Source organism: Aerococcus sp. UBA6277 (assembly GCF_002440555.1).
In the GTDB taxonomy this organism is placed as follows: domain Bacteria; phylum Bacillota; class Bacilli; order Lactobacillales; family Aerococcaceae; genus Aerococcus.
Genome location: NZ_DJUR01000020.1, coordinates 1 through 20,165, shown reverse-complemented (window position 1 = coordinate 20,165; position 20,165 = coordinate 1). Strand labels below are relative to the sequence as shown.

At 39.5% G+C, this 20,165-nt stretch carries 14 protein-coding genes and 1 pseudogene; 2 read left to right on the top strand and 13 right to left on the bottom strand.

Annotated elements, in window-relative coordinates; translation table 11 throughout:
• Window positions 1-65 precede the first annotated feature (65 nt).
• The 13 genes and pseudogenes from uvrA to B2V22_RS03495 form a co-directional block, all read right to left on the bottom strand.
• A complete protein-coding gene (gene uvrA / locus B2V22_RS03555) occupies window positions 66-2,885 on the bottom strand; it encodes an excinuclease ABC subunit UvrA (RefSeq protein ID WP_290490610.1) in 2,820 nt (939 codons plus the stop codon).
• A 332-nt stretch (window positions 2,886-3,217) separates the two neighbouring features.
• A complete protein-coding gene (gene pstB, locus B2V22_RS03550; protein ID WP_290490642.1) occupies window positions 3,218-3,985 on the bottom strand; it encodes a phosphate ABC transporter ATP-binding protein PstB in 768 nt (255 codons plus the stop codon).
• Between the two features lie 32 nt (window positions 3,986-4,017).
• A complete protein-coding gene (gene pstA / locus B2V22_RS03545) occupies window positions 4,018-4,833 on the bottom strand; it encodes a phosphate ABC transporter permease PstA (protein WP_290490609.1) in 816 nt (271 codons plus the stop codon).
• Window positions 4,833-5,708: a phosphate ABC transporter permease subunit PstC gene (pstC, locus tag B2V22_RS03540; RefSeq protein ID WP_290490608.1), complete on the bottom strand. Its 876-nt coding sequence runs from the start codon at window positions 5,706-5,708 to the stop codon at window positions 4,833-4,835. The genes pstA and pstC overlap by 1 nt, the downstream gene beginning before the upstream one ends.
• Window positions 5,709-5,920: 212 nt before the next feature.
• Complete coding sequence (locus B2V22_RS03535) at window positions 5,921-6,823, bottom strand: substrate-binding domain-containing protein (RefSeq protein WP_290490607.1); 903 nt, start codon at window positions 6,821-6,823, stop codon at window positions 5,921-5,923.
• 205 nt (window positions 6,824-7,028) lie between these two features.
• On the bottom strand, window positions 7,029-8,882 hold the full coding sequence (locus B2V22_RS03530) for a sensor histidine kinase (protein WP_290490606.1): 1,854 nt from the start codon (window positions 8,880-8,882) through the stop codon (window positions 7,029-7,031).
• On the bottom strand, window positions 8,882-9,649 hold the full coding sequence (locus B2V22_RS03525; RefSeq protein ID WP_290490605.1) for a response regulator transcription factor: 768 nt from the start codon (window positions 9,647-9,649) through the stop codon (window positions 8,882-8,884). Before B2V22_RS03525 ends, B2V22_RS03530 begins: the two co-directional genes overlap by 1 nt.
• Before the next feature lie 149 nt (window positions 9,650-9,798).
• A protein-coding gene (prfB, locus tag B2V22_RS03520) for a peptide chain release factor 2 (protein WP_290490604.1) occupies window positions 9,799-10,909 on the bottom strand; the annotation gives its coding sequence in 2 pieces (ribosomal slippage) (window positions 9,799-10,836 and window positions 10,838-10,909; 1,110 coding nt in all).
• 101 nt (window positions 10,910-11,010) lie between these two features.
• Window positions 11,011-13,383 (bottom strand): annotated as a pseudogene (secA, locus tag B2V22_RS03515) (preprotein translocase subunit SecA); the annotation flags it as partial.
• A 274-nt stretch (window positions 13,384-13,657) separates the two neighbouring features.
• Window positions 13,658-14,242: a ribosome hibernation-promoting factor, HPF/YfiA family gene (gene hpf / locus B2V22_RS03510; RefSeq protein WP_290490602.1), complete on the bottom strand. Its 585-nt coding sequence runs from the start codon at window positions 14,240-14,242 to the stop codon at window positions 13,658-13,660.
• 121 nt (window positions 14,243-14,363) lie between these two features.
• Window positions 14,364-15,131 (bottom strand): ComF family protein, encoded by a 768-nt coding sequence (locus B2V22_RS03505; protein WP_290490601.1) that lies wholly within the window; start codon window positions 15,129-15,131, stop codon window positions 14,364-14,366.
• Window positions 15,124-16,497 (bottom strand): DEAD/DEAH box helicase, encoded by a 1,374-nt coding sequence (locus B2V22_RS03500; protein WP_290490600.1) that lies wholly within the window; start codon window positions 16,495-16,497, stop codon window positions 15,124-15,126. Before B2V22_RS03500 ends, B2V22_RS03505 begins: the two co-directional genes overlap by 8 nt.
• Before the next feature lie 128 nt (window positions 16,498-16,625).
• Window positions 16,626-17,489, bottom strand: a complete 864-nt coding sequence (locus tag B2V22_RS03495) for a DegV family protein (RefSeq protein WP_290490599.1) — start codon at window positions 17,487-17,489, stop codon at window positions 16,626-16,628.
• 226 nt (window positions 17,490-17,715) lie between these two features.
• On the opposite strand from B2V22_RS03495, the gene B2V22_RS03490 reads away from it, so the two are divergent.
• Together B2V22_RS03490 and B2V22_RS03485 are read left to right on the top strand one after the other, a co-directional pair.
• Complete coding sequence (locus B2V22_RS03490; protein ID WP_290490598.1) at window positions 17,716-18,354, top strand: YigZ family protein; 639 nt, start codon at window positions 17,716-17,718, stop codon at window positions 18,352-18,354.
• Between the two features lie 102 nt (window positions 18,355-18,456).
• Window positions 18,457-19,785: an FAD-binding oxidoreductase gene (locus tag B2V22_RS03485; RefSeq protein WP_290490597.1), complete on the top strand. Its 1,329-nt coding sequence runs from the start codon at window positions 18,457-18,459 to the stop codon at window positions 19,783-19,785.
• Window positions 19,786-20,165: the final 380 nt, after the last annotated feature.

Sequence of the window (20,165 nt, the reverse complement as noted above, 5' to 3'; positions counted from 1 at the left end):
GAAAAACACTATGCTTCAGGATGAATGTAATATTTATCGTCAACATAGTGTTTTTCTACTTTATTCTATTTTTTCAATAATGGTTTTAAGTATTTACCTGTGTATGAGCCTTTCACTTTAGCAACCTCTTCAGGTGTACCAGAAGCAACAATCTTACCACCTTGAGCACCACCCTCAGGGCCTATATCCACAATATAGTCTGCTGTTTTAATCACATCTAAATTATGCTCAATCACGACAATGGTGTTACCAGCATCTACTAGACGTTGTAAAACGCCAATTAATCGCTTGATATCTTCAGTATGTAGACCCGTAGTTGGCTCATCTAAAACATATAAGGTGTTACCAGTTGCTACACGTTGTAACTCAGAGGCCAATTTCATTCGTTGCGCTTCCCCACCTGATAGCGTTGGCGCTGGTTGACCTAATGTCACATAACCAAGACCTACATCGACGATGGCTTGTAATTTACGGCGAATTTTTGGTACTGCCGCAAAGAATTCTAAAGCTTCTTCAATACGCATATCTAAAACTTCCGCGATATTTTTACCTTTATATTTTACTTGTAAAGTTTCTGAATTATACCGGGTACCATGACAGACTTCACATGGTACATATACATCAGGTAAGAAATGCATTTCTACCTTCAAAATCCCGTCACCCTTACATGCTTCACAACGGCCCCCTTTAACATTAAATGAAAAGCGTCCTTTACCGTATCCACGTAGTTTGGCTTCATTAGTTTGCGCAAAAAGATCCCGAATATCATCAAATACAGAAGTATATGTTGCTGGGTTAGATCGTGGCGTACGACCAATCGGGCTTTGATCAATATCAATAACCTTATCTAACGATTCAAAACCTGAAATTTCATCTACTTTTCCATAAGGCATCTTTGCTCTATTTAGTTCACGTATCAGATACTTTTTCATGACCTCATTAACTAATGAAGACTTACCCGATCCTGAAACTCCTGATATAACGTTCAAACGACCAATTGGAATATCCACATCAACATTTTTCAAGTTGTTTTCACTAGCGCCCTTAATATGAATGGCCCCTCTATCCTCTTTACGTCTTTTTTCTGGTAAGTCAATTTTACGGGCACCTTTTAGGTATTGGCCTGTGATAGAGTCTTCATTGTTTGCCACTTCATCCGGTGTACCTGCAGCCACGACTTCGCCACCATATTGACCAGCACCAGGTCCCATATCAATTAGATAATCTGCTTCACGCATAGTTTCTTCATCATGTTCAACGACAATCAAGGTGTTCCCTAAATCACGCATACGTTTCAATGATTTTATCAGACGGTCATTGTCTCTTTGATGTAATCCAATTGAAGGTTCATCCAAGACATACATGATGCCAGAAAGGTTTGATCCAATTTGAGTAGCTAGACGAATACGCTGCGCTTCCCCACCTGATAAGGTACCTGCAGAACGGTCTAAAGTTAGGTAGTTTAAGCCCACTTCTTCTAGGAAGTTTAACCGTGATGCAATTTCACGCATAATCGGTTGAGCAATTGTCGTATTTTGTTCAGATAAATCTAACCCCTCGAAAAATTCAATGGTATCCACTATCGCTTTATGGGTTACTTCAGCAATATCTTGTCCACCAATTTTAACTGATAAGGCTTGACGATTTAACCGTTTACCGTGACATACAGGACACTCTAATTCAGTCATATATTGACCCATAGCTTCCCGCATAGCCTTAGATTGACTAGATTGATGACGGCGACGTACATTAGGAATTACACCCTCAAATACGCGCATTTTATCTTGAACAGATCCGAACTCATTTTGATAATAGAAATGGAATTCTTCTTCGCCAGACCCATATAAAATCAGGTCTTGTTGTTCCCTTGTAAGTTCTTTAAAAGGTACATCCATTGGTATCTTGAAGGCAGTAGCTGCTTGTTCCAACATGGTTGGGTAGAAAGCAGAACCTTTTGAATCCCAAGGAACAATTGCCCCTTCTTTTAATGTTTTATTTTTATCTGGCACAATTAAATTAGGATCAGCTTCAATTTTTGAGCCTAAACCAGTACACTCCTCACAAGCCCCATAAGGCGCATTAAATGAGAATAATCGGGGTTCTAACTCCCCTACTGTAAATCCACAGTGGGGGCATGAATAATGCTCTGAAAAGAGAATTTCGTCCCCATCAATTAAATCACACACTGCATACCCATCGGCCAATCTCAAGGCTGCTTCTAAAGAGTCTGCTAGACGCCCTCTAATATCTTCTTTAATCACCAAACGGTCGATCACAATGTCGATTTGGTGTTTTTTATTTTTTTCTAATTCAGGTACATCATCAATGTCATAGATTTCGCCATCAATACGCACACGGACATACCCCTGTTTACGGATACCGTCAATGATCTTTTTATGTTGACCTTTTTTACCATAAACAACTGGAGATAGAATTTGCACTTTAGTTCGTTCAGGTAAACTTAAAATCCGGTCTAACATTTGGTCTAATGATTCACTTGTAATTTCTGTCCCATCATTTGGACAGATGGGTTGACCAACACGGGCATATAGTAAACGAAGATAGTCATTGACTTCAGTAATGGTCCCCACAGTTGAACGTGGGTTTCTTGAAGTAGTCTTTTGGTCAATTGAGATGGCTGGACTTAATCCTTCAATAGAATCTACATCTGGCTTTTCTGTGTTACCTAAGAATTGACGCGCAAAGGCCGATAGACTTTCCACATATCGTCTTTGACCTTCTGCATATAAGGTATCAAAGGCTAAAGTACTTTTCCCAGATCCTGATAAACCAGTTACAACGACCATTTGATCGCGGGGAATATCAATATCAATATTCTTTAGATTATGGGAACGAGCGCCCCTTACTTTAATTAAATCTCTCAATCATGCCACTCCTTATTGTTATACCTCATTACTAAACCTGAATTGATGTTTAGCAAATAACGATTATACCTTATCACTTATATCTACTCATCTATTATGACATAGTTCGCATTTGTTGCGAATAATTTGACTTAAATACGCTTCTATTTTAACACAAACGTATGTTCGTTGTACAATATTCACCCTAGGATATCGGCAAAAATATCCTATTTGTAACAAACCAGGTCGCTAAGAAAAGTCCCTACCCTCCACTAGCTACTTGATTTGTGCATAAAGAAAAGCCACCGACACATACCGATGGCTTGAAAAGGTTATTTCGTTTGGGGTTTGGATTAACCAAAACGTCCAGCAACGTAGTCTGCTGTTTGTGTGTTTGTTGGGTTGTTGAAGATTTGGTCAGTTTCACCAAATTCAATGATATGTGATCTACCTGGGCCAGTTTCTGGGTCAGCGTAGAAGAAGCCTGTGTAATCAGATACACGCGCAGCTTGTTGCATGTTGTGCGTTACGATCGCGATTGTATAGTCATCACGTAATTGTTGTACTAACTCTTCAACTTTTAAAGTAGAAATTGGGTCTAAGGCTGAAGTTGGCTCATCCATCAACAATACGTCAGGTTTAACTGCTAAGGCACGTGCGATACATACACGTTGTTGTTGCCCACCAGAAATAGACATACCATTTTTGTTTAAGTCATCTTTCACTTCGTCCCAAATCGCTGCACCACGTAATGATGTTTCAACGATTTCGTCTAATTCGTTTTTGTCACGGACACCGTGTGTACGCGGACCATAAGCGACGTTGTCATAGATTGACATTGGGAATGGGTTCGGTTGTTGGAAAACCATACCAACATTTTTACGTAACATGTTTAAGTTCATGTCACGGTCGAAGATGCTTTTTCCGTCTAATGTAATTTTACCTTCGATACGACAACCTTCAACGAGGTCATTCATACGATTTAAAGTTTTCAAGAAAGTAGATTTACCTGATCCAGAAGGACCAATTAATGCTGTTACTTGTTTTTCGTAAATTGGCATGTTGATACCTTCTAAGGCTTTAAAGTTACCATAGTAAAGGTCCATGTTTTCTGCTTGCATTTTAATTTTAAGATTGTTGTTTTCAACCATGATTAATTTTGTCCTCCTTTTGTAAATCGTTGTGATAACCATGTAGATAAGCCGTTGACCACTAATACAACTAACAATAGTATTACACCAGTAGCATTTGCTTGATCACGGTGTAAACCTTCACTTGATAATACATACATATGTAATGCTAATGTACGACCAGATGAGAAGATTGAATTAGGTAGTGATGTTGATGTACCTAATGTATACATCAAGGCTGCTGTCTCACCAACGATACGTCCGATAGCAAGGATGATACCTGACAAGATACCAGGCATAGCGATTGGTAATACGATTCTAAAAATAGTACGTAATTTACCAGCACCTAAACCAAAACTTGCTTGTCGTAGATTGTCTTTAACTGACATTAAGGCTTCTTCAGTATTACGGATAATCAAGGGTAATACCATGATTGCCGTTGTAAGAATACCTGAAATTAATGAATATTGGAATCCTGCTGCGGATACAAAGGCTAGCATACCAAACAAACCAAATACAATTGATGGTACCCCTGTTAAGGTATCTGTTGCAATACGGATACCTTCAACCCATTTGTTATTTTTGCCAGCATACTCTACTAGGTAGAAACCAGCAAATACACCTAATGGAATAGCAAGAAGTAATGAACCGCCAATTACATAGATTGTTGTGATAATTGAAGGCATCATAGAAACGTTATCTGTTGAGTACTTCCATGAGAATAAGTCAGCTGTTAAGTGAGGGACACCTGAAACTAATACGTAACCGATGATCCATACTAAGGCCGCAAATGTAACTGCAGCAAAGAAATATGTGAATCCACGTAATACTTTAGACATTAGTTATTTACCCCCGTTCTCTTAACATACGCGAATATACCATTGATAATCAAAATAATTACAAATAACACCGCACCTGTTGCAATCAAGGCACTTTGGTGAGATCCAGTTGCATAAGCCATCTCTAAAATGATATTAGCGGTCATTGTACGTGCACCTTGGAATAAGCCACGTGGGAAAATTGCTTGGTTCCCTGCAACCATGATAACTGCCATTGTTTCACCAACAGCTCGCCCAATACCTAATATGATAGAAGAGAAAATCCCTGATCTAGCAGCCGGCATCATGATAACATAAGACGTTCTATCATGATCAGCGCCTAATCCAACTGAGGCATTATAGTAAGTTTTTGGCACTGCACGTAACGAAGATTCAGACATGGTAATAATAGTAGGTAAAATCATAATTGCTAAAACAATACCCGCTGTCATGATACTCATACCATTTGATGCAATTCCTAAAGATCTTGAAAAAGTTCGAACTCCCGGAACCAATACTTGTAAACCAAAATAACCAAATACAATAGAAGGAATACCAGACATTAAGTTCATCGCTGGTTTCAAAATTTTATGTAATTTGGGAGGGCAATAAAATGCCATAAACATCGCAGTAAATACTCCTGTTGGCACGCCCAACACGAATGCGATTAAGGTTACGTATAGTGAACCTACTAGCATTGGTGCTAACCCAAAAATTTCTTGAGATGGTTGCCATTTGCTACCAAATAAGAATTGACCAAAGCCATAATCAGCCATAAAAGGTAATCCTCTTGCAAATATAAAGTAACAAATCGCTAACAAGGCAAGAATTGAAGTGAAAGCAGCTAACATGAAAACGTACTTCATTACCGTTTCCAACATATTATTTTGTTTCATGTGTTCTCCTTATTAAATTCAAATTCACTATAAAAATGTGTCCAAGGGAAATTATAACTTATCTATCCGGTTTTAAAAACCCATAAATTCACAATTGGTTAGTTGAACTTTGAATAATTCAAAATACCCTCAAAATATAAAAGGAGTTGCTACTATATAGGAGTAGCAACTCTAATAAGATAAACCCTTGGTTGTTACTTAACTAGTCAGAATTATTGAGCAGTGTCTTCCCAGTTAGTAGTTTCGCCAGTAAAGATACTTGCGACTGTATCTAAGCTTAAGTCAGAAACGCCATTCTCAGGGTTAACGATTACCGCAACACCATCAGTAGCAATTGCTTCTGCAGTTACATCAGTTTCATCGTCCGCTAAAGCACGAGAAGCCATACCTAAGTCTGCAGTTCCATCAGTAGCAGCCTTAACACCTGCAGATGAACCATTAGAAGTAATATTAATTTGAACACCTGAGTTTAATTCTTCATAAGCTTCCGCTAATTTTTCCATTACTGGAGAAACTGAAGTAGAACCGACAATGTTGATAGTTCCTGATTGAGAGCCGTCACCTGCATAAGCTTCCGCATCAGCTTTAGCTTGTACAAAACCTTCATCTAAAACGATTGCTTGACCTTCTTCAGAGAAGATGAAGTCGTGGAAGTCAGCTACTACACCTTCTAATTCGCCTTGATACACGATGTTAAATGGACGAGAAATGGCGTAATCACTTGATGCAACGTTTTCTTCCGTAGGTTCAACACCATCAATAGAAACAGCAGTGACTGTATCGTTTAATGAACCTAAAGAAATATATCCGATTGCATTTGGATCATCAGCAACAGCAGTAATTACTTGGTCTGTACCATTCATGATGGTAGCTGCAGCAGTAGTATTATCCACATCATCAGCCATAACGCCTGTAGACTCAACGAAGGCATCACGCGTACCAGAACCTTCTTCACGAGAGATAACTGAAATAGGTCCTGTAATTGCTGCCGCTTCTGTTGTCGAATCAGAACTCGTATCCGTTGAGTCATTACTAGAGTCACTGTTCCCACATGCAGCTAAAGCAGCTGAAGCACCTAACGCTAAAACTAATTTTGAAAGCTTGCTAAAAGTCATTTATACTTTCCACCTTTTCTTTTTCTTAATCCACATAACCATATTCCAAACGATTACAGGATTATTATATAAAATGATTGTAAATATCTAAGTCGATAAAATGTAAATTACCGTCAGTTGTGTAAATATATTGTAAAGATTGTGTAAATTCCATTGGTAAATTCTCATTTAATGTCCCTTAGCGACCAAATTTAGTATGACTTTATTATTCTTCAATTTCATCTTCTTCATCTAATTCCAACGGTTCCAGCTTAGGTATATAGACGGTAAAACTTGTGCCTTTACCAAATACACTATCTACTTCAATCGTACCGCCCATGTGTTCTAATATATTTCGAACGATAGATAAACCTAAACCTGTACCACCAGACGCAGTCGACCGGTCTTTACTCACCCGGTAGAATCGTTCAAATATTCGTGGAAGGTCCTCTTGTGGTATTCCAATACCATTATCTGAGATCTTAAATTGAATGAAACTTTCTGATTCAGCAATTGACACCTTAACAAAACCATAGGGATTGTTATAAATAATAGCATTATGAATAAGATTCGTAAGCACCTGTAACACCCTGCCCCTATCTCCTCTAAAAGATATACCCGGCTGAGATGTATCATCTTTCACTAAATCAATATGTTTCTCTTGTGACCGTCCACTTAAATGTTGGAATACATCTTCCACTAGCTCGTCAGCCTCTAACAATTCACTAGTTTGTTGTACTTGATCCTGTTCAATTTTTGCCAGATCTAAAATATCCTTAATTAAAGCGCCTAGTCTATTGCTTTCTTTTTGCATAATTTTAACAAATTCTACCGCTGTATCATGATCTTCAATGGCCCCATCTAATAATGTCTCAGTAAAGCCTTGTAAAGCGGTGACTGGTGTTTTTAGCTCATGAGAAGCATTAGAGATAAAATCACTGCGGACTTTTTCCAAATGACGTATTCCTGTAATATCATAAATCAAAAGGATGATTTGTTCCGAATCATTTGGGTTCGTTAGTTCTTCATTGGATTCAGTATCAAAGTAAGCAGCCATTTCTTCATAGCTTAAATGAATAATATTCACATCCAAAATAACTTCTCTTGGATAATATAAATAAATTTCTTCATTTATCTTCTTTTTTGTTTTAGAAGCTTGGTTTAACATCTGAATCAAACGATAACTTTGTAATACTTCTTCAAATCGACGACCTTCTATCTGTTCCTCTAGCCCTAAAATTTCATAAATAGCTGGGTTAGCTAAACGTACAATATGGTCTTTATCCACCATCACAACACCTAACATCATGGCATCTACCAATTTGTTCATTCGTTGTGTTTGATTTGTAATTTGAAATTCTTGAAGTGCCAGCTCATTGGATAGATCATTAATATTTTCACCAATTTCATCAAATTCTTCAATGTCTACGGGTGTATACTTTGTCGCATAATCATTATTTGCTATATGATTTAATTGGCGATTGATGGCCAAAATAGGCAAGTGTATTCTGCGGTTAAAGTGTACAAAAAAGCCCACCAGTAAAATAACCGCCCCAAGAGCCAATACCACGGCAATAAAGATAATATTTTCTTTAATCGGACTATTCAGAGGGAAATTTCTCAATACTTGAATATACCCGAGTACATCTCCTTTCGAGTTAGAAATTCGTTCAGAGTAAGAATAAATAATCGTATTCTTTTCTGTTTCTTCTTGTCTAAACCTATTATCCATATTTTCTTCATAGTCTCTAAAGGCAGCATCATTTAACAACTGGTCATTACCTACAGCGTAAACTTTGTTGCCGTCAGCGTCATAAATTAATATCCGGTCATTTAAATTGACCATAGGTTGAATGGTTCGTTTAACGTCCCGAAATTCAGCTGTATTACCAGTGATATCAACCGGATCTAAAGACCTGAAACTTGGTCGAATAGTAGATACCACATTGATTAAAGTATTTTGTACCTCATCGTTTACGGTTTCCGACACAAAGTGATTGACGGTAAAGGCAAATATCACACTATATAAAATAAACAACAGTGCAAACACTGTTGTTATACTTCGAATCAATTTTTGCATCAGTTCGGCACCTCGAATTTATATCCAAAGCCACGAACGGTAATGATATATGCAGGATTTTTGGTGTCTAATTCGATTTTTTCACGTAAATGACTCACATGCACATCCACAATACGGGTTTCACCTGCATAATCAAAGCGCCATAATTTTTGCAATAGCTGTTCACGAGACAATGTCCGGTTGACGCGACGGGCCATATAAGTTAATAACTCGAACTCTTTAGGCGTCATTTCAATCGACTCTCCACGCACGTATACTACATAATCATTCACATGAATTTCGATATCGCCAGCTTTAATGATTTCAACATCTTCATCTTTAAAATTCCCTACTGAATCTTTCGTTAGGGTGATTTTATGCTTTTCTTCCACGCCATTTTCCACATCCACTGAAGACACAGAATATGTCGCACGACGTAAGATAGCCTTCATACGGGCCAATACTTCACGCGGACTAAATGGTTTGGTCATGTAATCATCAGCACCCAGTTCCAAACCAATAATTTTTTCTAATTCATCATCTTTTGCTGTTAGCATCAAAATCGGTGTATTCACCTTGTTCTGGCGTATGTTTTTACAAACGTCCATCCCGTCCATTTTTGGCAACATCAAATCAAGAATGATGAAGTCTAGTTGATTATTCAAGGCCAATTCTAAACCTGTCTGTCCATCTTCTGCTTGAATAACTTCGTAGCCTTCTTTTTCTAGACTATATTTTAATAATGTTAATATTGATTGTTCATCATCCACTATTAATACTTTTTTCATATATTTCCTCCACATAAAATTTTGGGAAATCTCATTCACGCTCAAAAGTAGCCACCTACCCTAAGTGCCAGATACAAGCTGAACTTCACTCACAATTATATAACTTTTTAAGTGTATTTTAAAATACACTCCGTTAGAAAAAGTAACTTCTAATTTTCGTCACTCAATTGATTTTTTAAATACGCGTCAATAAAACCATCCAAGTCGCCGTCCATGACGCCTTGTACATTGGCTGTTTCATGGTCAGTTCGGTGGTCTTTTACCATATTATATGGATGGAAGACGTAGGAACGAATTTGTGAACCCCAGGCAATTTCTGATTTCTCACCGCGGATTTCGTCCAACTCTTTAGCATTCTTTTCAGCCAATAAATGCGCCAACTTGGCTTGCAACATCTTCATAGCTGTGTCCCTATTTTGGAACTGTGATCGCTGACCTTGGGAAGCCACGACTATACCTGTTGGCACATGGGTCAACCGAACGGCTGAAGACGTTTTATTAATATGCTGTCCACCGGCACCTGAAGCGCGGAATACATCCATTTCAATATCTGATTCGTCAATTTCAATCTCGGTATTTTGGTCCAATACGGGCATAATTTCAACTGAAGCAAAAGAGGTATGACGACGTTTGTTGGAATCAAATGGTGAAATACGCACCAAGCGGTGGATCCCATCTTCCGATTTCAAAAAGCCGTAAGCATTCAACCCTTTGATTTCTAGTGTAACAGACTTAATCCCCGCTTCATCACCGTTTTGAAAATCGAGTGTTGTCACTTGATAATCATGTTGGTCTGCCCACCGTTGGTACATACGAAGGAGCATTGAAGCCCAATCTTGGGACTCAGTACCCCCGGCACCTGGATGAATTTCTAACAAGGCGTCATTGTGGTCATATTCCCCACTTAGTAAAATATTCCGCTCATAAGCAGAGATTTTACTTTGAAAGGTTTGAATTCGGTTAACCAATTCGCTAGCTAATTCAGGATCTGGTTCTTCTTTAACCATGTCGTTTAACAGTACTAATTCCTCATATTCATCCGCTAGATTGTTGAACTCATCGTAGACCTTTTTCAAGGCATTATTGGCGTCAATCACAGCCTGGGCCTTGACTGAATCATCCCAGAAACCTGGTTGCACCATATCGGCTTCGTATTCTGCTAAATCAGCTTCCATCTTCTCTAAGTCAAAGAGACCCCCTGAAGCTGTCAATTTGGGTTTTATTTTGTTCTAGTAAATTATTAATTTCATATTGTTCCATCTTATATCGCTCCTAATAAAAACACGGGACAAACGTGCATGATGATCTTAGTCGGTCAATGCCTTGTTCGTCCCTATGTTCATGATATTTACCTATTTCGCTTGTTTACGCTCTAAGTTTTGACGAATTTCTGATTGCATGAACATGCGTGTTGCATCATATTCAATACCGGCAATCATTTCGTTGAAACGGTCGAATCCTTCTGATTGGTATTCTACCAATGGGTTATTTTGCGCGTAAGCTCGTAGTCCAACCCCTTGACGTAATTGGTCCATAGCGTCAATATGGTCAGTCCAGCGAGAGTCAACTGCGCGCAGGATAACCACCTTTTCAAATTCTAGGGCCATGTCTTTGTTATTGATTGAATCAATTTTTTGGTTGAAACGGTCAGCCGCTTTGTCTGTAATGTAGGCAATGATTTCTTTTTGGTTTTTACCCTCTAAGTTGTCAATGTCTACTTGCGTATTGCGGTATAAGGTTGTTTCGGCAAAATCAGCCAGCGCTTCTAAGTTCCACTCAGAACGGTCACCAGCAGTGTACAATTCTACTTGGCGTTTAATGGTCCGCTCAATCATTGGCCACATCACGTCATCCAATGACTCTTCAGCTGAAATCACTTCGAAACGTTGTGCGTAGATGACATCACGTTGTTGACGCATCACTTCATCGTATTCCAGGACGTTTTTACGGGTATCGTAGTTATTCCCTTCAACACGAATTTGCGCGCCTTCAACTTGTTTAGTAATCATACGAGACTCAATCACCATATCTGGATCATCTTGGTCTACGTTTAATCTTTCCCATAATTGTTGGATACGTTCAGAACCGAAACGACGCATCACGTCATCTTCAAGTGATAAGTAGAAACGTGAGTATCCTGGGTCTCCTTGACGTCCAGCACGCCCACGTAACTGGTTGTCGATACGACGAGACTCGTGGCGTTCAGTACCGATAACGGCTAAACCACCTAGTTCTTTTACTTCGGGGCTCAATTTAATATCCGTACCACGTCCGGCCATGTTAGTCGCGATAGTAACCGCACCTCTCTGTCCAGCGTCAGCAACGATTTGCGCTTCACGTTCATGGTTTTTGGCATTCAATACGTTATGACGGATCCCTAATTGTGTTAAGGCATCTGATAACATTTCAGAGGTTTCAACAGCAACCGTACCTACTAATACTGGTTGACCAGCTTGGTGGCGCGTTACAATGTCCTTTACAACCGCGTTGAATTTAGACTTCAAGTTGGGGTATAAAACATCTGGTTTATCTTCCCGGATAACTGGTTTGTTGGTTGGAATTTGAATAACGTTCATATTGTAAATTTCACGAAATTCTTCTTCTTCAGTTTTAGCGGTACCTGTCATACCAGATAATTTTTCATACATTCTGAAGTAGTTTTGGAAGGTAATTGTCGCCATAGTTTTCGATTCATTTTGAATGTCAACATTTTCTTTCGCTTCAATCCCTTGGTGTAAACCATCAGAGAAACGACGACCTTCCATGATACGACCAGTAAATCCATCAACGATCTTCACTTGGCCGTCAACCACTACATAATCAATATTTAAAATCATGATGTAGTTGGCACGTAAAGCTGTATCGATATGGTGGATTAAACGACCATTTTCGATATCGTATAAGTTCTTCACATGGAATACATCTTCTGCTTTTTCAATCCCCGCTTCAGTAAGGGCAATTGTTTTAGACGACACATCAATCACATAATCCTCGTCTTCATTTAAGCTCTTGGCAAAATAATCCGCCCGTTGGTACAAGGCAGTTGATTGCTCAGCCTGGTTTGAAATGATAAGTGGCGTACGTGCCTCATCAATTAAGATTGAATCCACTTCATCGACAACCGCAAAGTATAAAGGACGTTGCACCATCTGCCGTTTGTATACGACCATGTTGTCACGCAAGTAGTCAAATCCAAGCTCATTATTTGTTGAATAAGTAATATCTGCCGCATATGCCGCACGTTTTTCGTCGTTGTTCATACCTGCTTTATTCAAGCCTACTGTTAGGCCTAAGAAAGTATACAACTCACCCATTTGCGCAGAGTCACGGCTAGCCAAGTAGTCATTGACTGTCACTACATGTACCCCTTTACCAGTTAAGGCGTTTAGGTAAACCGGCATCGTTGCTGTTAAAGTTTTACCTTCACCAGTTTTCATCTCTGCAATGTTTCCGTAGTGTAGGGCCAAACCACCCATAATTTGTACGTGGTATGGGAATAATCCAAGGACACGGCGTGCACCTTCTCTAACTGTCGCAAAAGCTTCCACTAAAATATCTTCCAAGTCCTCGCCTAATTGAAGTCGTTCTTGGAAAGATTTGGTCATATCTTTTAATTGATCATCTGTATAGTTTGCAAAACGGTCCTCTAATGCTTCAACTTTTTTTGCAGTTTTATCAAATTTTTTCAAATCTTTTCTTTGGTTATCAAAAACCTTTTTTAAAACATTTGCCATTATTTTCTCCTTTGGTTCAGAAAATTATATAAATCTTGGGCTAGGGCACATAATTCTACTAGATAATATGCTGTAAGCCTTGGCACCCACTATCCCCAATATATTTATCGTCCTATACATGATAGCATTAAAATTTTGTCATTAAAACAGGAAACGGCTAGCCTAAGCAGAAATTATGAGATTTTTACAATCTTTTTTTGGAAAAATGACTAAACCCATTAAAAAAGCCCCGGCAATCACCGGAGCTTGTCATTTGATCAGAATTTTTTCTTGGTTATGCGTCTTCTAAGTCATCTTCAATGGCAATTAAACCATATGAACCTTTACGACGAGCGTATACCAAGGCACCTTTACCAGTTTCAGCATCTTCAAAGATGAAGAAGTTGTGACCTAGCATTTCCATTTGCAATACTGCTTCTTCTGCAGTCATCGGCTTCACAGATAAGGTTTTACGACGCACAATCTTAATTGGGTCATGTCCTTCTTCAGCCTCTTGCTCAACGCGGTCAGCTTGTACTTGTGTTTCCACAGCACCTGGTAAACCAGCACTAACACGAGGTTTACGATTCATTTTTGTTTTGTATTTACGTACTTGCCGTTCCAACTTATCAACCACAAGGTCAATAGAACCGTACAAGTCTTGAGATGTTTCTTCAGCACGTAAAGTCAAACCACCTGTTAAAGGAATTGTAACCTCTGCCTTAGCATCCTTATTCGGATAAACTTTCGCATTTACATATGCAGTAGCATCTGGTGAATCAGTGAAATACCGTTCAATCTTAGAGATTTTCTTTTCAGCGTACTCTCTGATTGCTGGTGTGATTTCAATATTCTCACCGCGGACGTTGTATGTAAACATAATCTTTCATCCTTTCTACCAATAATAAATTACTGGTGAAGCTCCTATAGCTTCTTTCTTAGTACTTTAATTATAATAGAAACCGCTTACCGATACAAATAATCCACACTGGAAAAATACATTATCTTGCAAGGGTCAGCCCGCTAACTTGACTAAAGCCCGCTAATTCAAGTGCCTTATAAGCTGAAAACATAGTGGTACCAGTAGTATAGACGTCATCGAATAGAATAATCGGACGGTTTTTATCTATGTTTTCTAGGTCCTTTTTCACCTTAATTTTACTTGTATCTTGCAAACGGTCATGGCGGTTTTTATAGGCCTGCTTCCCCCCACTCCCCTCACTCATCAATAGGTCTTGAAAGGGGATGACTGCTGCCTCAAGTATCAAACGCGTCTGGTTAAAGCCACGATTCGCTACCTTCTCACTGGAAGAAGGCATAGGTACCCAGATAGCCTCCATATGCTTTCGGTAGACTGCTTTTAAGTCCTTGGCAAACAGATGACGCCCACGAATATCGCCCTGCCCTTTTAAGACTACCAGCCAATCTTTAAAGACACCATTGTATTGATAGAAAGCCTGGTTGGTAAAATGCCAACCATGGTAAGTATGCCAACTTAGACAGTCTCCACAAAAACCTTTTTCATCTACTTGACCTGCCGATTCAATAGTCATATCTCGCCCGCATTGTTTACAGGTTGTTTTTGGATCAATCGCGATTAGGCCATTCAAACATTCCTGGCAAAAAAGTGGTGGTTTTATTGGGCTCAGTGACAAGATATCCGCCAAAGTTAGTTGGTTATCCAAAGTATTATGACAGATTACACAAGTAGATGGCCCAGTCGCCTCAGTGAGTCCACCATCCATCACGTCCCTAAATAAACTAATCATCAATTAAACCTCGTTTTCTTGCTTGGTCATTCATGGATTGAATTTGCCGAATAGCTGCAATAGATGCTTTAGTCTTACCGTAATGTAGAAAATAAACTGACCCTGATGGCCATTTGGGTTTTCGGCCCACTCGGCCTGAAATCTGGACCAGAGCTGCTGTAGTAAAGGTCTGGTCCTCACTACCTAATACGATGACATCAATATTGGCAAAGGTAACGCCACGCTCCAAGATAGTCGTTGAAAATAAAAAATCATAATGACCATCTCGCATATTTTGTACCTTGATTATCCGGTCTGGGTCTTTTGACGACACGGATTCAAACCGGTAATCAGCAAATACTTGCCGGCAAGATTTTACAAAAGTTAGCATTAAATCAATGTTTGGCATGAATACCAAAACTCGTCGCCCTTTGGCCAGTAGCCCCCCTAATAGTCGTTTAAAAACACAGGGTACTTTACCTGCCTGAATAAGACTTTGCCAGTCGCCTACCCATTGGTGGACGGGGACTGGTAGATGGTGGCGGTGGTAGCGGGCTGGCAGAATGGACACGGGTAGCTTGCCTTCTTTGATCAATTTCTCCTGACTTGGATTTGGCGTTGCCGTCAGCAAAATCTGGGCCCCTGTCTTTTTGACGGCACGGTCTGAAGCGAAATAGAGCATAGGGTCGCCGTCATAAGGAAAGGCATCAATTTCATCAATAATTAACAGGTCAAAAGTTGCTTTAAAGCGGATGAGTTGGTGGGTGGACCCGATGGTAAAAGGTGATTCAGCATAGGTTTCTTCAGATTGACCGTGGAGTAACTGGATAGTCACTTCAGGAAAGGCTTCTTTAAAGCGTGGGGCTAGTTCATTGGCCACATCAATTCGGGGTGTGGCTAGGGCTACTTTCCAGCCAGCCATCAGCGCTTGGTTAACAGCTTCAAAAACCATTTCTGTCTTACCTGCACCTGTAACAGCCCAAACTAGACGTTGACCGCCTGTTTGGTAGGTCTGATAAATTTCTTTGGAGGCTTGGGCCTGCTGGTCTGATAAAGTGCCAGTCCAAGCCAAATAAGATTGGTTTCTTTGCCAGCTATAAGGTTCAGTCGCTTCAGCTATGTGATATAACTTGTCGCAGGTCCTTAGTTTACCGAAGTTGAGACATTTTAAACAATAGACGCAGTCTGCCAGGCCACATTGACAGCTATTTTCTTGAAAGGTGGTTTGATTTCCGCAACGACGACAGGTTAAGCGCGAGCCTTCTTTTTCCAGGGCGGGGAAGATTTGTAATCCGGGTATATCCAGTAAGTTGATGGCTGCATCGGTCTGGCTTATTTCCTTGGCGGTGACGAGACGACCTCTTAGTAAGTTGCTGACTGCTTCCATTCTTATCCCCCCTCTTATGAAGTTTATACGAAAAAAATGTCAAAATGCGCAAAAAAAAAGACCAGGAAATTTCCTGATCTCAAAAATATATAAATAATAGCGATTTCAATTAAATTTAAGGTCGGAACCTACTGGATATCCGTGTTTTGCCACCATGCTAAGGCATAGGCAGCAGGGCCAAGATGTGTCCCAATCACGGGACCAATTGGCGTCCGTTGTAATTCCAAATCGGGGTGGTTTTCATTCATATAAGCCACTAAATTCTGGACTTGCGGGGTATCATCTTCCCCTACAATAGCAACCCTTAATCGTGGATCTGCTTGATAAGCTTGTTCAAATAAATCAAGCATGCGTTTCACTGTCTTTTTATGGGTACGAACTTTTTCAAAAACCTCAATTTTACCCTGTTCAAAATGCAAGATTGGTTTTACTTGCAGCAAGTTGCCAATACCCGCAGCGCTGGCTGAGATACGGCCTCCTTTAGCTAGGTGTCCTAAATCTTCCACTGAGAAATATGCGTCAGCAGTTAGCTTCAAGGCGTCTAGTTTAGGTAGAATGTCCATCAATCCTAACCCTTGGTCACGCAATTTAACGGCTTCTTGAACGAATAACCCTTGACCAATCAAGGAAATGCCTGAATTATATACAGAAATTTGAACGTTTTTCTCTTCTGCAACTTCATTTGCAATCATATTAAAGGTCTGGAAGGTACCAGAAATACCTTTTGATAGGGTCACAACCAAAATTTCATCATGTGTCTCAGCAAGTCGTTCAAAGGCTTCTGTGACAAGTCCTGGCGCTGGTTGCGAACTTGTTGGGATCTCATCTAAGGTCGCCATCTTGGCATAAAATTCATCAATCGTGATGTCGATATTGTCACGGTAAGATCCGTCTGAAAATGTGATTGTTAATGGCAGAACTGTAATATCGTGACGACTAACAAATTCGTCTGAAAGATAGGCAGTACTATCCGTTACAATGGCAAGTGACATATAATTTTCTCCTCTAATCCCTGTACTTTACGGATTGCCACTTGAAAATGATCAACTGACAATAACTTTAGTGCCATTTTATCAAACATCTGGATAAAATTCGACAAGTTTATCTAATAAAGCGCTTCAACTTTGTGAAATATACACAAAAGACAGACAAATAGCTAAAAATAATAAAATATGCTACTCTCAAAGGAAAGAAATGATTAAAAAGGAGGCAAGTCATATGATTGAATACCGGACTGTAGTTGAAGGCGGTGGTAGCCACGAAATTGAAGTAAAAGGGTCCAGGTTTATTTGCCATGCACAACGAGTCTTCAATGAAGAGGAAGCCAACGCATTTATCCAAAAAATTCGTAAAGAACACTACAAAGCAACTCACAATTGTGTAGCCTTTCAAATTGGCGAAAAAAATGAGATTCAACGAGCGCTAGATGATGGCGAACCATCTGGAACAGCGGGCGTACCCATGTTAGAAGTTCTAAAACAGCGGAATTTACAAAATATTATCGTAATTGTTACCCGCTATTTTGGGGGGACTAAACTAGGGGCTGGTGGCCTTGTCCGTGCTTATTCTTCTGCTGTTTCTGAGGGATTAGATGCCATTGGTCAAGTAGAACGGAAACTACAAACCCAATTAGACATCAAAGTTGCTTACCCATTAACTGGTCAATTAGAACATTGGATCGCTGAATCGCCCTACAGCTTATTAGATACAACTTATCTAGCTGACGTAACGTATCATTTAGGTGTCCCGTCTGATTTAGTAGATCAAGTTCAAGCCGACATCGTTAATCTAACAAGTGACCAAGCTGACTTTGCTATTGGGCAACAAATCTATGTAGATGTACCAATTAGCTACTAGTAATCTGTTCGTGCACAAAAAATAATAGAATAAATCACCTTGCATTTTTAAGGTGATTGGAGGACAATATATTTGTAAACCCTTACAAATGGAGGTCCTAATATGGAAATTGAAAAAAAAGTTGCAGACAAGTATTTGAAGACATACATGGTTGAAAAAGATCCAGGATCAGCATCTTTAATTGCTTTCCCCACTTCCACTGAAGAAGTGGTCGCATTTATCAAGGATGCCAATGCGAGAAAGCAACCCACGATTACTATCGGTAGTCAAACTGGATTAACGAGCGCAACTTATCCTATCAATAATGCTTGGTTGCTAAGCTTGGAGAAAATGAATAACATTATTTCATTAGATGAGCAAACGCTGACTTTAACTGTTCAAGCAGGTGTAACCCTATTTCAAATCCGTGATTATCTAGCAAATACGCCTTATTTCTATGCTCCTGACCCAGGTAATAAAAATGCATCAGTAGGTGGGAATGCATCTACAAATGCTGGTGGTATGCGAGCGATTAAATACGGGGTGACCCGTGACAATATTCGTGGTTATGATGTGGTATTAGCTAATGGAGACTTGATTCACGTTGGGTCTTTAAATAAAAAAGATGCAACAGCTTATGATTTGAAAGACCTATTTATCGGTGCTGAAGGAACACTCGGGGTAATCACAGAGTTACAATTGAAATTAACCCCACGTCCAGCTTTTGAGAAATCTGTTATTCTAGGTTTTAATTCTTTAGATGGTGTGTCAGACGCGATTTTTGAAGTTGTGAAGTCACCTGTTCAACCAATTGCTTTAGAACTTTTAGAAGAATCTGGTATCCACTATTCTGAACAATTTATCAACAAGAAAATGCCTGAAGTTCACGGCGAAGCTTTCTTATTGGCAACCGTAGCGGACAATGCGGCAGACGGGTTAGCCTTCCAACTTGAAGCAATTCAAACCCTTGGGAAAAAGGCTGGTGCAATTGAAGCCCGCGAACTTTCTAATGATGAAGCAAGCGAAATGTGGGCCATTCGCGATAATATCTTGAACGGCATCGTTTCTAAAGGTGACTGGAAAATGTATGACCCGGTTGTTCCTAACCACTTGTTTACCGACTTAGTGAAAGAAGGTAAACGTTTAGGAGATAAGTATAATGTCCAAACTGGATTTTTCGGTCACGCAGGAGACGGTAATATTCATATTTGTGTCTTACGCGGTGATCAGGATGATGAAACTTGGGAACAAATTAAACACGACTATGAAAATGATTTATTCCCATACGTTGCTGAACAAGGTGGCTTATTATCTGCAGAACACGGTGTTGGTTTAGAGAAAAAGGCCTATCTACCTTATTTCAAAGACGAAGCATATATGGCAGTATTGAAGTCCATCAAACATGCTATGGATCCGAATAACATCTTGAACCCAGGAAAAATGTTTGATTAGAAGTTAGAGATAAGTATTGAAGCCTTTCGGCTTCTACTTACCTATCATTGCCTTAAAAGCAGTGGGACCGCCCTTAGAAAAATTTCTAAGGGCTTTCCTGACGACTCATTCTGTAAGGGGTGCCCCCTAACAGTCTGATGTGGGTCAGAAATCCTTGTTCCACTGCTAAGGCATGCTAGGTAGTTCCAGCCTCTGACTTTAGTTTTAATACACAATCACTATCCGAATTGTGCATTTATTCTTGTTTAATTTTATTGGTATTTCGAATAGGAAACGCCGTACAATTTAATATTGTTATAGAAAGAGCTTTTTCACTAAGTAGTGTTATAAGATTTTTAAAGAAAAAACGCCCTACAATTTTATAGTGGACCCCAAAAGTT